General features: G+C 64.7%; 13 protein-coding genes and 1 tRNA gene. 6 read left to right on the top strand and 8 right to left on the bottom strand.

Annotated features, from left to right (window positions below; translation table 11 throughout):
• Positions 1–132: 132 nt before the first annotated feature.
• The 5 genes from ACKTSM_RS12115 to pdeM all read right to left on the bottom strand — a co-directional run bounded on the left by ACKTSM_RS12115 (position 133) and on the right by pdeM (position 5655).
• Positions 133–1590, bottom strand: a complete 1458-nt coding sequence (locus ACKTSM_RS12115; protein ID WP_407874903.1) for an SLC13 family permease — start codon at positions 1588–1590, stop codon at positions 133–135.
• A 34-nt stretch (positions 1591–1624) separates the two neighbouring features.
• The gene (locus tag ACKTSM_RS12110) at positions 1625–2719 is read right to left on the bottom strand and encodes a DUF547 domain-containing protein (RefSeq protein WP_407874902.1); all 1095 of its coding nucleotides are present in this window, start codon (positions 2717–2719) and stop codon (positions 1625–1627) included.
• Between the two features lie 122 nt (positions 2720–2841).
• On the bottom strand, positions 2842–3987 hold the full coding sequence (locus tag ACKTSM_RS12105; protein WP_407874901.1) for a DUF547 domain-containing protein: 1146 nt from the start codon (positions 3985–3987) through the stop codon (positions 2842–2844).
• Positions 3988–4311: 324 nt separating this feature from the next.
• On the bottom strand, positions 4312–4830 hold the full coding sequence (gene infC, locus ACKTSM_RS12100) for a translation initiation factor IF-3 (protein WP_407874900.1): 519 nt from the start codon (positions 4828–4830) through the stop codon (positions 4312–4314).
• A gap of 102 nt (positions 4831–4932) precedes the next feature.
• Positions 4933–5655 (bottom strand): ligase-associated DNA damage response endonuclease PdeM, encoded by a 723-nt coding sequence (pdeM, locus tag ACKTSM_RS12095; protein WP_407874899.1) that lies wholly within the window; start codon positions 5653–5655, stop codon positions 4933–4935.
• 44 nt (positions 5656–5699) lie between these two features.
• Between pdeM and hemF the strand changes: the two genes are divergently transcribed.
• A complete protein-coding gene (gene hemF / locus ACKTSM_RS12090; RefSeq protein ID WP_407874898.1) occupies positions 5700–6554 on the top strand; it encodes an oxygen-dependent coproporphyrinogen oxidase in 855 nt (284 codons plus the stop codon).
• Here the strand turns inward: hemF and ACKTSM_RS12085 are convergent, their stop codons facing one another.
• Positions 6555–6983, bottom strand: a complete 429-nt coding sequence (locus tag ACKTSM_RS12085; protein WP_407874897.1) for a hypothetical protein — start codon at positions 6981–6983, stop codon at positions 6555–6557.
• 157 nt (positions 6984–7140) lie between these two features.
• Here ACKTSM_RS12085 and ACKTSM_RS12080 point away from each other — a divergent pair, with 157 nt between their 5' ends.
• Complete coding sequence (locus ACKTSM_RS12080) at positions 7141–9231, top strand: RelA/SpoT family protein (protein WP_407876368.1); 2091 nt, start codon at positions 7141–7143, stop codon at positions 9229–9231.
• 157 nt (positions 9232–9388) lie between these two features.
• Entirely contained in the window at positions 9389–11260 is a 1872-nt protein-coding gene (locus ACKTSM_RS12075) for a methyl-accepting chemotaxis protein (protein ID WP_407874896.1), read from the top strand.
• Between the two features lie 6 nt (positions 11261–11266).
• Here ACKTSM_RS12075 and ACKTSM_RS12070 read toward each other — a convergent pair whose 3' ends face one another.
• Both ACKTSM_RS12070 and ACKTSM_RS12065 read right to left on the bottom strand, forming a co-directional pair.
• Positions 11267–11584: a DUF1905 domain-containing protein gene (locus tag ACKTSM_RS12070; RefSeq protein WP_407874895.1), complete on the bottom strand. Its 318-nt coding sequence runs from the start codon at positions 11582–11584 to the stop codon at positions 11267–11269.
• Entirely contained in the window at positions 11577–12635 is a 1059-nt protein-coding gene (locus ACKTSM_RS12065; RefSeq protein ID WP_407874894.1) for a peptidylprolyl isomerase, read from the bottom strand. Before ACKTSM_RS12065 ends, ACKTSM_RS12070 begins: the two co-directional genes overlap by 8 nt.
• 268 nt (positions 12636–12903) lie before the next feature.
• On the opposite strand from ACKTSM_RS12065, the gene ACKTSM_RS12060 reads away from it, so the two are divergent.
• The 3 genes from ACKTSM_RS12060 (at position 12904) to ACKTSM_RS12050 (ending at position 14807) form a co-directional block, all read left to right on the top strand.
• A tRNA-Ser gene (locus tag ACKTSM_RS12060) sits at positions 12904–12994 on the top strand.
• Positions 12995–13170: 176 nt separating this feature from the next.
• Positions 13171–14361, top strand: a complete 1191-nt coding sequence (locus tag ACKTSM_RS12055; RefSeq protein ID WP_407874893.1) for a tyrosine-type recombinase/integrase — start codon at positions 13171–13173, stop codon at positions 14359–14361.
• Positions 14358–14807 (top strand): hypothetical protein, encoded by a 450-nt coding sequence (locus tag ACKTSM_RS12050; protein WP_407874892.1) that lies wholly within the window; start codon positions 14358–14360, stop codon positions 14805–14807. Before ACKTSM_RS12055 ends, ACKTSM_RS12050 begins: the two co-directional genes overlap by 4 nt.
• Positions 14808–14816 lie beyond the last annotated feature (9 nt).

Here is a 14816-nt window from a genome sequence, read left to right as displayed (position 1 = left end):
GGAGCCGATGGATTGGGCGGCAAGGGCAACCCGCTTCTAACCTCCGCAGAAGCGCCTCTCCCTTGCGGCAAGAGCAATGGTCTGGCCTCTAATGAGCGCGGGCAAAACTGGCAATGGGGCGACGCTGTTCAGCTACCCGATTGCAGCAACCGCCCAGACCAGTCCGACGATCAGGAACACGCCGACGAGGTCGAGCACCAGCCCTGCGCGCACCAGCTTTCCGATCGTCAGGTGCCCGGTCGCCCAGGCGATGGCATTGGGGCCGGTGCCTGCTGGCAGGATGAAGCCCCAGCTGGCCGCCAGCGCAGCCGGCATGGCGATCAGGATCGCGTCTGGCCCGAGGCCGAGCGCGGCGGCAAGACTGGCGACGACCGGGATGATAGCCGAAGCGGTCGCGACATTGCTGGCAAACTCGGTGACGAGGATCACCATGGCAACGATCGCCAGCCCGATGAGGAACAAGGGCACCGCCTCGAGCGGGAGCAGCGCATTGCCGAGCCATGTCGCAAGGCCCGAGGCCTGCATCCCGGAGGCAAGCGCAAGGCCGCCTCCGAACATCAGGATCACGCCCCAGGGCGCACGGTCGGCCTCGCGCCAGGTCAGGAGCGGGCGGGACCGGCCATTCTCGCGGCTGCCATCGGGAATAAGGAACAGGCTCAGCGCGGCGATCACCGCGATCGTGCCGTCGGTCCAGCTGTCTTCGGGCAAAAAGGGCGCCACCCAGCGGCGCGTCATCCAGGCGATGAAGGTGAGCGCGATGATCGGCACCAGCCGCTTTTGCGCTAGCGTCCAAGGGGAATGGTCATCGATCGCAGCGCGCGCCGCGACGAGGTCGAAATCGTGCGCTGCCACGCGCTGGACCCGGGCGATGATGAAAGCGGCGAGCGGCACGCCCACCATGACCACCGGCAGTCCGAGCGCCATCCAGGCGGCAAAGCTGATTTCGAGCCCGATCATGTCGTCGAGCAATTGCACCGCGATCCCGTTGGTGGGCGAGCCTACGATCGTGCCAAGGCCGCCAATGCTCGCGGCAAAGGCGATCCCCATGACCAGCGCACCGTAAAGGCCGTGGGTGGGGGGAATGACGCCGGGTGCATCGGGGCGGGCGAGAGCACCCCCGCCGCCTTGCAATACGGCAAGCGCCATCGGCATCATGATCAGCGCGGTCGAGGTGTTCGAGATCAGCATCGAGAGCACCGCCGCGCTGACCATGAAGGCGAGCAGGAGCCGCCCTTGGCCGCCGTCCGATCCGATCACCCGCAGGATCGCAAGGCTGAGCCGACGGTGCAGCCCGGTCCGTTCGATCGCGAGCGCGATGAACGCGCCGCCCAGAAGCAGGAACAGGATCGGGGCGTAATAGGCGCTGGCGGTCTCGCGCGCGCTCATCACGCCGCCCAGCGGCAGCCAGACAAAGGGCAGCAATGCTGTGACAGGCAGCGGGACCGCCTCGGTCATCCACCAGGCTGCCATCCAGGCCACCAGCCCGGCGACCAGCCACGCCTCGCCCGCCATTCCCGCAGGCGCGGGTGCGATCAGGGTCAGACCAAAGGCCAGCGGGCCGAGCGCGAGCCCGATCATGCGCGATGTCATGGCGCTGTCCCCCTCGTCACGTGCCGCAGCGGCCCTACTCGACCGCGTTCTTGTTGGGCGGGTCGCCCGGCAGGTCGATATTGGAGAAGATCACCCGCCCGGTCGGGATCTCGCGCCGCTCCATCTGTTCGAACTTGCGCTGGCGCAGCTGGAGCAATTGCAAAACGCCCGCGGTAAGGCCGGGGCGCGAGGAAGCGAGGTAATTGGCACCGCGCGATCCGCCGGCAAGGTCGGCGATGTCGCGCTCCTCGATCGAGGCGCGCACAGTGTCGGTCCGTGCCAGGATCTCGGCGACCTCGTCCTTGGCATAGACGGCGAGATGCGCGCGCAGATCGGCATCGAAATTTGGGAAATAGAAAGGCGCGACATCGGCATAGAGCGTTGCCACTTCGAGCGTGTCGCTGCGCTTCTGGGTGCCGCGCAGAGAATTGATGAAATCCTCTGCCGCGACATCGAGCAGCGAGGCGACATTGCCGCCGGTATAGGCTTCGCGTTCGAGTGCGGGGCCGCCGATCTCGCCGCGCCAGAAGCCGTAGATCACCTTGGGATCGCGCCAGTGCGCAAAGACGATCCGCTCGCGTATGTCCTTCAGGCTCATGTTTATGCCGCGAATGTCGAGAAACTTCGCCTCGTCGAGCGGCACCCCGTCGACGCGGATGTCGCGCGGCTGGCGCACCGGCCAGGCCTCGGCGATCTTCTCAACCATGGCGACATTGTGGAGGTTGAACCAGAAAGCCAGTTGTTCGTTGCGCGGCAGCACCGCGATGTCGAGCGTGTTGGCGACCTGCTGAAGCTCGCGGCGATATTCGCCGAAACTGGCGATTGCTTCTGCGTCGAGGAAGGAGAATCCGAGCATCGAGCCTTCGAGCCGGTAGCGCGAATTGTGCCCCTGCCGCATCCGCGAGCCGAGCGATTGCTGCGGCGGGCGCGCGGTCTGCCGGGTCGATGGCCCCATGCTGATCACGAGGTTCTTGAGCGCGAAATCCCACAGCTCGTAATCAATCCGGTGGCGGATCGGATTGGCAGCGGGCGCGAAAATGGCGAAGCGATCGGCCGGTTCGGCCTGCGCGGGCGCGGGTGCGAGCGGCAGTCCCTGCGTAGCGGTCTGCGCCGCGACCGGCGCGGCCATGAGCGCGCTGGCACAAGCCGCCAATGTCAAAATCCTGGTAATCCGAGCCGATGGCATGAAGCGTCACCCTTGTCAGCGAGACGCGGACCATGCCCTGCGCGCTGCGGGCTGGCAATATACGCTTACTCGACTTCGCCCGGTTCTCCGGCATCGCCGGGCAGCTGGATATTGCTGAAGGTCACGGTGCCGGTGCGGCCCTGGCGGATGACTCGCTGGAACTTCTCCTCGCGCTGGGCGAGCAGGCGGGCCATGCTTTGCGGGATGCGGAAGCTGGTCGAGACCCCGTCCGAGGTGATGTTGGTATAGCTCGGCTCGCGCACGCCGCCTGCAAGATCGGCAATGTCGCGCTCGGCGATGCTGGCATCGATGCGGCTGGTGGCGGCGAGGATTTCGGCGGTGTCCTCATCGGCATGGCTGGCGAGGTGAGCGCGCAGATCGGCATCGAAATCGGTGAAATAGAAGCGCGCCACATCGGCGTAGAGATCGGACACCTCGAGCGTGTCGCCGCGCTTCTGGGTGCCGCGCAACGAATTGACGAAATCGCGCGCGCCGCGTTCGAGCAGGCGGCTGACATTGTCGGCGTTGAACGCCTCTCGCTGGATCGAGGGGCTGCCGATCTCGCCGCGCCAGAAGGCGTAGATCACGCGCGGGTCGCGCCAGTTGGCATAGACGATCTTCTCGCGGATATCGCGCGGGCTCATGGCGATGCCTTCGACCGTGATGAAACGCGCCTCGTCGAGCGGCACGCCGCCGATCTTGATGTCGCGCGGCTGGCGCACCGGCCAGGCGAGAGCGATCTGTTCGACCATCGCGACATTGTGGAGGTTGATCCAGTAGGCGAGCTGTTCGTTGCGCGAGAGCGACTGGATGTCGACGCTTTCGGCGACGCTTTCCAGGTCGCGGCGATATTCGGAGAAGCTGGCGATGATGTCGGCATCGAGGAAGCTGAACATGATCCGCGTGCCTTCAAGCCGGTAGCGCGACACATGGCCGTATTGGCGGCGCGTGCCGAAGCCGGGATCGGGCCGCCCGGCCGACTGGCGCAGGCTCGGTCCCATGCTGATCACCAGGTTGCGCATCGCCTCGTCCCAGATGCCATAGTCGATCCGGTGATCGATCGGCTCGCCTGCGGGCGCGAAGGTGGCGAAACGATCATCGCCTGTCGCGCTATCCTGCGCTGCGAGCGGGGCGCCAAGCGCAAGTGCGGCGAGCGAGCCGGCGACCAATGCAAGGCGGGCGGGGCGGGAAATGTGGGCGGATCGGGCCATGGTGCGAAAGGCTTTCGTCGTCAGAAATTAAGCGCCGCGTCGCGAGGCGCGGGGGGGTGTTTGCGCGAGAAGGAGGCCGGGCTGAAGGGGATTGTCCGCCAATCCGCCCGGGCAGGCACGGGGACAAGCGCCCGACCCACTTCTCTGCCGAGTCTTGTAGCCAGATCAAGCCATTGCGTGTTGCCGATAATCGGATTGGGTGTGTTGTTGGTAGAATACACTTGCCTGGCCGTCAGCATGTCACCACGAAAGAAGAGGCAAAGGCGCGTTTTTCGTGCCCTTGCCCCTTTCCGATTTCGTCATGCCGGTGCGGCGGCGCGCGGCCTATTTGGGCGCGAGCACCATCAGCATCTGACGACCTTCGAGGCGCGGGAAGGCTTCGACCTTGGCGATCTCTTCCACGTCCTCCTGCACCCGCTTGAGCAGGTCCATGCCAAGGTGCTGGTGGGCCATTTCACGCCCGCGAAAGCGCAGGGTGACCTTCACCTTGTCGCCGTTCTCAATGAACTTGTTCACGTTGCGCATCTTCACGTCATAATCGTGCGTGTCGATGTTGGGACGCATCTTGACCTCTTTGATGTCCTGCGTCTTCTGCGTCTTGCGCGCCAGGTTGGCCTTTTTCTGCGCTTCGAAGCGATACTTGCCGACATCGAGGAACTTGCACACCGGCGGGTCCGCATTGGGGGACACTTCGACGAGGTTCAGGCCCTTGTCCTGGGCCTGCTCGATTGCTTCGCGGGTGAACATTACGCCGAGGTTCTCGCCCTCGTCATCGATGACGCGGACCTTGGGAACCTGGATGAAATTGTCGTAGCGAGGGCCGCTTTTAACGGGCGGGGCCATCGAACGCCGAGGTGGACGGGCTATGTGTGTTCTCCTGTAACAGCCATTGGTCGTGATTTACGCGCTATGTAGTGATTTGCGCGAGGAAACGCCAGATGAGTCTTACGCTGCCTCGCGATAGAGCGGAAAACGCACCAGCTTGCCCTTTGCCGGAAGCACCGCGTCGATCGCATCGGCGGGCTTGAGCGCGGCGAGGATCTCGCGGCTGCCGGCATCCATCCCGCCGGTATAGGCGCCGAATGCTGGCAGGATCATCCGGTCGCCGCCTTGCGCGCTGCGGCTCACCACGGCGCAGGGCCGCGCGATCCGCCGCTCGCGCACCGTCAGGCGCATCTTGGGATGGAAATGGCCCGACATCTCGGCCCGGGTCTCGCCCCGCCTCGCCGCGTGGCGCAGAACGATGCCGTTCACTTCCAGCTCCTCGGCAATGCTCGCCCCGAAGGCGCGCGGCAGGTTCTCGTCGTGATTGCCGGTGATCCACACCCAGTCGAGCGCGCGGGTGAGCGATTCGAGCATTCCCTTGGCATAATCGTCGAGCCTGTGGGTGCCGTCGTCATCGTGGAAATTGTCGCCCAGCGTGATGACCCGGCGCGCGCCGGTGGCCTTCACGCAATCGGCGATCCGTTCGAGCGTTTCGCGGCTGTCATAGGGCGGCAGCATCTGCCCGGTGCGCGCATACCAACTGCCTTTTTCGAGGTGCAGGTCGGCGACCAGCAGCGCCCGTTCGCGCGGCCAGTAGAGCGCGTGGCTCTTGGTCAGCACGAACTCCTCGCCGGCAAAGCCGAGCGGGGCGCCGAAGCCGGGAGGGAACGAAACGGGAACCATGGCGCCCACTTGCCCCCGCTTTGCGGCTTTGGCAAGGGGCTGGCATGGATTTCAGCGCAAACAGCCAGCAAGCGCGCGACTGGTTCGAGAGCCTTCGCGACAAGATCTGCACCGCCTTTGAGGATATCGAGCGCGAGGCGGGGTCCGATGCCGCCTTCGAATACACGCCGTGGGAACGGGTCGAGGACGGCAATGACGATCCCGGCGGCGGAGTGCGCGGCCTGATGAAGGGCAAGGTGTTCGAGAAGGTCGGGGTCAATGTCTCGACCGTTAGCGGCAATTTCCCTCCCGAATTCGCCGCCAGCGTTCACGGGGCGGGGCCGGAAAATCCGTATTTCACCGCCACCGGGATCAGCCTGGTAGCGCACATGGCCAATCCGCATGTCCCCGCGGTCCACATGAACACGCGCTATCTCACCACCGGCAAGGCGTGGTTCGGCGGCGGGGCGGACCTCAATCCGTCAATTCCCTACGAACAGGACACCGCCGATTTCCACGCCGCGATGCGCGCCGCCTGCGCCCGGCACAACCCGACCTATTACGACACCTATTCGAAATGGGCAGAGGACTATTTCTTCATCCCTCATCGCGGTGTCCACCGCGGGGTCGGAGGAATATTCTACGACCATCTCGAATGCCCCGACGACGAGGCGTTCGCCCGCAATTTCGCCTTTACCCGCGATGTCGGCGAGGCGTTTCTCGATGTTTTCCCACGGCTGGTGCGGCGGCGGATGAACAGCGAATTCAGCGCCGAGGACGAGGCGCGCCAGCTCGAATATCGCGGGCGCTATGCCGAATTCAATCTCGTCTATGACCGGGGCACCTTGTTCGGACTCAAGACCGGCGGCAACATCGATGCCATCCTGATGAGCCTGCCCCCGCGCGCGACCTGGAGCTGATCACCCCACTTCGCGGCGCACGTGGCGATCGCAAGGATAGATGCGGCGCCTGGTGGCGAGAGCCAGCGGCGCGGCGGGCAGGGAGCCGGAGGAGGCGGTGCTTGCATCACCGCGCGGTTCCATCCCGTCACCGCCGGAAGCCGCGCGGACCCGCAGATATTCCACCTCCGCCTCGAGCAGCGCGACTGCCCCAGTGATCTCATCGGCCTGGTCTGCGAAAGCCTCGCGCAGGGCCACTTCGCGCAGGACCAGCGCGGTCACCGCCAGCGCGAAGATCGTCAGCGGCGGGTCGAGCGGCAGGCGCGCATCGGGCACGAGCGTCGCGAACAGGGCAAAGCCAAGGGCCAGAGCCAAGGCGAGCGAGGCGGCAAGCGCGAGCCGGTTGGATGAGCGTCCGGGCGAGGCAGGCTTGTGAAAGGCAGAGCGCATGGAAGGCCATGCTAGGTGCGCGTGCTTTCAGCCCGCCTGTATCTCCCCTCCGCTCGCGCACCTAGGAGGGCGGTAAGAGCCGATTCAGCAAGGCAATGCGCCTCGCGTGCGACAACGCGCTTGCCGTGCGCCTCGCGGCACCACATATTCGCCCGCGATGTTGCGCCAGTACGAACTAGTCGAGAGGGTCAAGGCCTACGATCCCGACGCCGACGAGGCGGTGCTCAACCGCGCCTATGTCTATACTGTGCAAAAGCACGGCGAACAAAAGCGCGCCAGCGGCGATCCCTATTTCTCGCATCCGATCGAGGTCGCCGGACTGATGACCGATCTTCAGCTCGACGTGGCGACGATCATCACCGCGCTGCTCCACGACACGGTCGAGGACACGCTAGTCACGATCGAGGATATCGAGCACAATTTCGGCAACGAGGTCGCGCGGCTGGTCGACGGGGTGACCAAGCTGTCCAAGATCGAGGCCATGCCCGAAAACGAGCGCGCGGCCGAGAACCTCAGGAAATTCCTGCTCGCCATGAGCGAGGATATCCGCGTGCTGCTGGTCAAGCTTGCCGACCGGCTCCACAACATGCGCACGCTGCATTTCATCAAGAAGCCCGAAAAGCGCCAGCGCATCGCGCGCGAGACCATGGATATCTACGCCCCGCTGGCCGAACGGGTGGGGATGTATGAATATATGCGCGAGATGCAGGCGCTCGCGTTCAAGGAACTCGAGCCCGAGGCCTATGCCACGATCACCAGGCGGCTCGAACAATTGCGCAGCCAGGATGGCGGGCAGGTCGATGCGATCGCGCTCAAGATAAAGCAGGCTCTTGCCGAGGCAGGGCTTCAGGTCGAGGTGACGGGGCGCGAGAAGCACCCCTATTCGATCTGGAAGAAGATGGCCGAACGCCATGTCAGTTTCGAACAGGTCACTGACATCATGGCCTTCCGCGTGCTGACCGAAGATGTCGGCGATTGCTATCGCGCGCTCGGCGTGCTGCACACGACCTGGCAGTTCCTTCCCGGACGGTTCAAGGACTACGTCTCGACCCCCAAGAACAACGGCTATCGCTCGATACACACCTCGCTGATGTATGAGAACTCGATGCGGGTCGAGGTCCAGATCCGCACCCGCGAAATGCACGCGCGCAACGAGATCGGATTGGCCGCTCACTGGGCCTACAAGCAATCGGACAAGGCCGACGGGCAGGTCGGCTGGCTGCGCGACCTGATCGAGATCGTCGATGCCAGCCACGATGCCGAGGAATTGCTCGAACACACGCGCATGGCGATCTACCAGGACCGCATCTTTGCCTTCACCCCGAAGGGCGCGCTTCACCAGCTTCCCAAGGGATCGACCGCGGTCGATTTCGCCTTTGCCGTCCACACCGATCTCGGCCTTTCCACGGTCGGGGCCAAGATCAACGGGCGGCACATGCCGCTGCGCACGCAATTGCAGAACGGCGACGTCGTCGAGATCATCAAGGGCGGCGATGCCGAGCCGCAGATGAGCTGGCTCGGCTTTGTCGTCACCGGCAAGGCGCGCGCCGCGATCCGTCGTGCGGTGCGGTTGAAGGAGCGCGAGGAGGTCGCCGATATCGGCGCCAAGCTGTTCGACGAGATCGCCACCCGCGTGCCTGCGCGGATCGGCAAGAAGGCAGTGCGCGAAGCGGTCAGGCGGCTCGGAATGGACGAGCCCGAGGACCTGATGTTCGCGATCGGCTCTGCCAAGCTGTCCGACCGCGAGGTGATGGAGGCGCTGGTCCCGGGCTGCACCGCCGAATTCGAGGAGGACGAGGAATGGTCGCGGCGCGAGCGCAGCATCTCGATTCGCGGGCTGACCCCGGGAGTCGCTTTCGAGCTAGCCACCTGCTGCCACCCGGTCCCGGGCGACCGGATCGTCGGGCTGAGACGCCGCAACGAGACCGTTCTGGTCCACGCGATCGATTGCGAGGAGTTGGCGAGCGGGATCGACAGCGACTGGCTCGATCTCGACTGGGGCCGTCGCTCGCACGGCGCGGTCGGGCGGCTGACGGTGACGCTCTATGACCGGCCCGGAACGCTCGCCGAGATGGCCGGGATCTTTGCCCAGAACAAGATCAATGTGACGAGCCTCGTGCAGACGCAGCTTGATCATCCTTTCACCACCTATGCCATCGATGCCGAGGTGCAGGACCTCGCGCACCTCACCCGCATCCTGTCCGCCCTGCGCGCAAGCGACGCGGTCGCGCAGGCCGACCGGACCTGACGGCGGGGAAGACCGCGAGAAAGGCCGGCCTGCGCAATTGTGCCGGTGCCGCGGGCAAGGATTGGTTTACCCGGTCTTAAGGCTGACAGCGCTAGAGCCAGAAAGCACGCAGGAGCCCGCGATCGACGTGGGTTCGGGACAAGGATTGCGCTTTCAAGTGACTTCGCTCGATCACGATTTCGATACCGGCCACGCAGCGCCGCATTCGCCGCCCGCAGACGCGGCCGCCGTGCTGTCCGCGAGCGCCGGGCCCGCGGTCATTGACGGCGATGACTGGGAGCCCCGGTCGAACTGGCTTGCGCGCCTGTCGCTCGCGGGCAAGCTCAACCTCGCCGTGTTCGGAAGCACTTTCGTGCTCGTCGCGGTCACGCTGGTGATGCTCGCCGGCACGCATGTCTTCAGCTCGCGCGGCGAGACACAGGCGAACCTGTCCTATATCGAGGTGCGTTCGAACAATGCCGCGATCGCGATGGTCGACGTGGTCGACGCGCTCGAGGCTGCCGAGGCGGCAGGGTCGGCGCAAGATCGGGCCACGGCCCTCGCCGAGGCCGAAGGGGCGAGCGCGCGGGTGCACGACATCCTCCACGACCAGTTCACCTTCTCCGCCGAGAAGATGCCCGCTCACGTAGCTCCGGTGATCGGGGAATTCCGCTCCGAGCTTGCCGATCTTCAAACCCGGATCGCGCCCGGCAATTCCGGGCAAGCCGACCTGGCCGCCCTGCACGCCGATGCGCGCGCGCTCTACCAAGGCATCGCGGCCTTCGCGATCGACTTCCACGCCGAGGCCTCGGCAGGGGCCGAGCGCCTGTTCGCCCAGATCGCCACCTTCTTCATGGTCTTTGTCGCCCTGACCGTGATCGGGATCGCGCTCGCACTGTTCGCATCGCGCCGCGTCGTCAGCGATATCGACGGGATGATCCGCGCGATCACCGGGTCGATGGAAAAGGTCGCGGCAGGGCACACCGACACTGCGATCCCCGGGCGCAAGCGCAGCGACGAGATCGGCGCGATGGCGCGCAGCCTTGCCGTGTTCCGCGAAAGCACGTTGAAACTGCGCGAAATGGCCGCCGCGCGCGCCGCCGATGCCGAGCGCGAACTGGAGAACCAGCAATCGCGCGGCGACCGGATGCGCGCTTTCGGAATGGAAAAGGCGCAATTGCTCGAAGGGCTGGCCGATGGCTTCGAGGTGTCGGTGGGCGAACTGATCACCGCGGTCTCGGCCGCCTCGCAGCAGCTCAAGGCGACCTCGCGCCAGATGGTCGAATTGGCCGACGGGTCGAGCCAGCAGGCCGGCAGCGCCAGCGAGGCGATGAAGGAGGCGACCAGCAATGTCACCGCCGCTGCCGCCGCGACCGACGAATTCGCGCTCTCGATCGGCGAGATCAGCCGCCAGGCGGCAGCCTCCGCCGAGCTTGCGCGCGATGCCAGCACCATGGTTTCGACCGCCAACAGCAAGATGACCGACCTCTCGCAGGCCGCAGTCGAGATCGGCGAGATCGTCGAACTGATCCAGACCATCGCCCAGCGCACCAACCTGCTCGCGCTCAACGCCTCGATCGAGGCGGCGCGCGGAGGCGAGGCGGGGCGCGGCTTTGCCGTGGTCGCCAGCGAGGTCAAGGAACTCGCCATGCAAACCGGCAATGCCGCGAGCAATGTCACCGAAAAGATCACCGCGATGCAGGATTCGACACGTTCGAGCGCGGGCGACCTCACCAGCATCGTTGACAGGATCGGGGAGCTTGAACAGACCGCGGTGATGATCGCGAGCGCGGTCGATCAGCAATCGGTCTCGGCGGGCGAACTGGCGCGCAATATCGACACCGTCGCCAGCGGTTCTGCGCAGGTCGATCAGCGGCTGAAGGCACTGCGCGAGGCGAGCGAGGAAACAGGGACCGCTGCCGATGACGTGGTAGCGAGCGCCAATGCGCTGGGCGAGACGGCCGACAATCTGCGAGAAAAGGCGGGCCGGTTCATCTCCGACGTCCGCCGCTCGGCGCGCGAACTCGACGCGAGCAAGACACCCGGCTGAACGCGGCTAGAGCAGGCGCAAGGTCACGTCCCGCTCGTCTCCGGGCGCGAGATCCTCGGCGCGCATGACCTTGCGGCTGACCAGCAGGATCCACTCGGACTGGGCCTCTTGGGGGAAGACGCTCGTATTCCATGTCGTAGCGCCGATCCGCGCCATGACCTTGACCGATCCGAACCCGCCGCGCTTGCCGAATTCGAGCTTGTGCATGAGCGCATGGCCCGCGAGCGTTTCGGCCTCGGCACCGCGAAAGGTGACGAGGTGATAGGTCCCGCGATCGCCCTGCCACCGGGTCAGCGGCAGGCGAGCCGTGATTGTCTCACTCACCGTCCGCTTCGCGCACCGGGACCGGAATGTTGCAGATATCCGCGCCGCCGGCCGGCACGATGAAGAACGGGTCGCGGCGATTGGCGCGCGCTTCGGCGTAGCGGGCGAAAGTCTCGCCCTCGGTGGTGAGATATTCGAAGGCGGGGCGCTCGTCTTGCGGCAGGTCGGCGGCCACGCGGATCGATGCGATCGGCGTTCGCAAATCTGCCTCGTCTTCGGTGTAGAAACCCAGCGCGCCCGAACCGCGCGGCAGCGAGGAGAGGTGCTCCATCCCGCTGATGATCCGGCCCACAAGCGCGATGTTGCGATCGAGGTGGCGCGGCGCGTGGCCGATCACGGTGTATAGCTCCGCGCCCGAGCCGGTGTCGGGCGAATAGGAGCGGCCCACTCCGACCATGCCGTAGCAATGGACCGGCCAGGCGAGCCCTTCGGCATAGGATATGCCGACCGGCCAGCCGGAAAGGTTGCGGGTATGCTCGGCATAGGGATCGCCATTGAGGCCGCCGCGCACGCGTTCGGCGAATTGCTCTGCCGTCATCTGGCCGAGTTCCGTCCGCTCCTCCAACAGCGCGGGAAAGCGCCGCAGAAGCGCGGGCAGCGCGGTATCGAGATCGGTGCGAGCGGCATGGGCGAAGGTGTAGTCGCTCTCTTCCATCACGTTCAGCCCCTCGGGCAGCGGTTTGGTCTCGGTCTCGCCGCTTTCGGGGTTGTCGTGACCGGGATCGCCCCACTGGACGACGTAATTGTCTTGCACCCGGTTGACCGTGATCCCGTCATACCAGCGCGCGCGGGCGAGGGTGCGGATGTTCTGGGTCCAGCCCTGGCTGAACGGCGCGGACATCAACTGGATCACGACCTGCCGGTCAGAACCGTCGGCGGCAGGGGCGAGCGTCATCACCAGCAGGTCCTCGGCGGGAATGGCGATCCATTCGTCAGCGGCGGCGCTTTCGACGATCTGGTTGGGGCTGGGCGGGGGCGCCTCGGCCTCCTGCGCGGACAGGGGAAGGGCGAGCGCCATGCTCGCAGCGACCATCAATAGTGGTTTGTTCATGGCACAGGGGTGTGCCACCGGGCGCGCCGGCCTGCAAGCATGCGGGTGCGGCAGGGCGCGCTCAGCAAAAAACCCCTTCCCACGCGTTTTAGGGGGCGGAAAGGGGTTCTTTGATCGGCGTTCGCAGCGAATTCCTAAGCGCGCAGCGCCGTTCAATGCGACTCGTTTACCACAAAATGCGTCGCGGAAAAACGGGTCACGTGATCGACCGGTTGCGAAGCCTCGCGTTCGTGGCTAGAGGCGCCTCTTCGCCCGAAAAAGCGAGCGCGGAGCAGTGGCCGAGTGGTCGAAGGCGCACGCCTGGAAAGTGTGTATACGGCAACCCCGTATCGAGGGTTCGAATCCCTCCTGCTCCGCCACCTACCCTTAGAAATCGGTCTTTCTTAGCGCCTTCTCGCTCTTTCGCGTGCTTGAAAACGCTAGTTTTTGAACTGCTTCCAGCGCATCGCGCAGCCTCTATCCGATCCTATCCGATTTCTGTTTATTTTTCGACCAAGTCGGGGGATACTCGGGTGATAAATTTTGGAGGCTTGAGATGGCGAAGCGCGACGGCTTGAACGTAAAGATGATTGAACGGCTCAACGAGCCGGGCAAATACAGCGACGGGCGCAACCTCTATCTGCACGTTGGTCCGAAAGGGTCGAAGAGTTGGCTCTTCATTTATCGCCGCTTGGGCAAGGATCGGATGCGCGGGCTGGGTTCATATCGGCATGTGGGCCTCGACGAAGCCCGGGAGAAGGCCGGGGAATATCGCGCCATGCTCCGACAGGGTATCGAGCCACCGAAGGCGAGGGGCGCGGTGCAGAAAAAGGAAACGCGCCGGACCTTCGAGCAGGTCAACGAACGCTACCTTTCCGAGCACAAGGATAGCTGGAAGAACCCCGAGCGCGCCGAGAGCCTCTGGCGCAATAGCCTTCGCGATCACGCATACCGGATCATTGGCGAGAAGGACGTTGCTGACATTGATGTAAAGGACATTCACGCGGTTCTCAGCCCCATCTGGCTCGACAAGCATCCAACTGCGAAGAAGATCAGGTGGAGGATTGGCGCTATTCTCGCATACGCAGCGGCCCTCGATCTGCGGCCCGACATCGACCTAACCCGGAAGGGCGGAAAGCTCGACCGGCTGTTGCCGAAGGCGAAGCGGGTCCACGTAGTGAAGCCGCATGACTCGCTCGACTACCGAGAGGCTCCAGAGTTCATGAGCGCCCTTCGTGAGCGCAAGGGAGTCGCCGCCTCTGCTCTCGACTTTTTGATCCTGACCGCCGCCCGAGCGAAGGAAGTGCGGTTGCTAACGTGGGATCAGATCGACCTTGACGAAGGTGTGTGGAACGCGCCCGAAGAGTTGATGAAAGCAGGAAGGGCGCACCGCGTCCCGCTGACCCCCGACGCGGTGGCGATCCTCAAGAGTCTGCCCCGGGAGAAGGCCAGCGATTACGTTTTCATCAGCGCTACACAGCCCGGGCATCCTATGTCGAACATGGCAATGACCCAACTCCTTAAGAGGATGGGTCGAAAAGAAGGGGTCACGGTTCACGGCTTCCGCTCGACCTTCCGCACCTGGACGGCTGAGGAGTGCTTGGATATTCCTCGCGAGATTGCCGAGACAGCACTGGCCCACAGTGTAGGCGGTGTTGAGGCCGCGTATCAGCGTGGAGACTATTTCAATGTCCGGCGCAATCTCATGGAGCGCTGGGCCGCATATCTGGCAGGGGAGGCGAAGTGACTGCCGAAGAGTTCAAGCTTCTCGCCTTCGAACATCTGGACAGGTGCGACGAAGCCGACCGCGAGGATTGGGCTAGGGAACAGCCGGATGCAGATTGGTTCGCTGACGCACACTCGCGATGGCTTCAAGCTCGACAGGCGTTCCCCGGGATGGACTGGCAGGAGTTCTGCGAGTTCGATGTAAAGCGAAAGCGCAAGGGAAAGCGCGGGAGGCCTAAGCGCAGCGTGTCGGCGCGGGCTGACGAGCCGGTTTGGCGGGCGGCTCGGGATGCGGATCGCATCAAGCAGCTTTGGGCAGCTCTCCACCCTGAGAGGCCGCGACCCAATCCCCCGGTCCACCCGCACCAACTTGCCGCCGAGCGGCACGGGGTCATTCGCCAAACGCTGGACGACAACATCAATAGGCCGGATGACCGCCGGATCGACCGAAAGACCGCCGATAAATAGGCGAATTAT

This window comes from Qipengyuania nanhaisediminis, assembly GCF_045862805.1.
Lineage (GTDB): Bacteria > Pseudomonadota > Alphaproteobacteria > Sphingomonadales > Sphingomonadaceae > Erythrobacter > Erythrobacter nanhaisediminis_A.
The sequence above is the reverse complement of the archived record's forward strand: the minus strand, read 5'-3'. Positions and strand labels throughout refer to the sequence as shown.

Excerpts from the sequence above, each read along its gene's own strand:
- infC (WP_407874900.1), bottom strand. The coding sequence starts at position 4,830 with ATGGCCCCGCCCGTTAAAAGCGGCCCTCGCTACGACAATTTCATCCAG.
- ACKTSM_RS12115 (WP_407874903.1), bottom strand. The coding sequence starts at position 1,590 with ATGACATCGCGCATGATCGGGCTCGCGCTCGGCCCGCTGGCCTTTGGT.
- ACKTSM_RS12065 (WP_407874894.1), bottom strand. The coding sequence starts at position 12,635 with ATGAACAAACCACTATTGATGGTCGCTGCGAGCATGGCGCTCGCCCTT.
- ACKTSM_RS12085 (WP_407874897.1), bottom strand. The coding sequence starts at position 6,983 with ATGCGCTCTGCCTTTCACAAGCCTGCCTCGCCCGGACGCTCATCCAAC.
- ACKTSM_RS12105 (WP_407874901.1), bottom strand. The coding sequence starts at position 3,987 with ATGGCCCGATCCGCCCACATTTCCCGCCCCGCCCGCCTTGCATTGGTC.
- ACKTSM_RS12055 (WP_407874893.1), top strand. The coding sequence starts at position 13,171 with ATGGCGAAGCGCGACGGCTTGAACGTAAAGATGATTGAACGGCTCAAC.
- ACKTSM_RS12110 (WP_407874902.1), bottom strand. The coding sequence starts at position 2,719 with ATGGCCGCGCCGGTCGCGGCGCAGACCGCTACGCAGGGACTGCCGCTC.
- pdeM (WP_407874899.1), bottom strand. The coding sequence starts at position 5,655 with ATGGTTCCCGTTTCGTTCCCTCCCGGCTTCGGCGCCCCGCTCGGCTTT.
- ACKTSM_RS12080 (WP_407876368.1), top strand. The coding sequence starts at position 7,141 with ATGTTGCGCCAGTACGAACTAGTCGAGAGGGTCAAGGCCTACGATCCC.
- hemF (WP_407874898.1), top strand. The coding sequence starts at position 5,700 with ATGGATTTCAGCGCAAACAGCCAGCAAGCGCGCGACTGGTTCGAGAGC.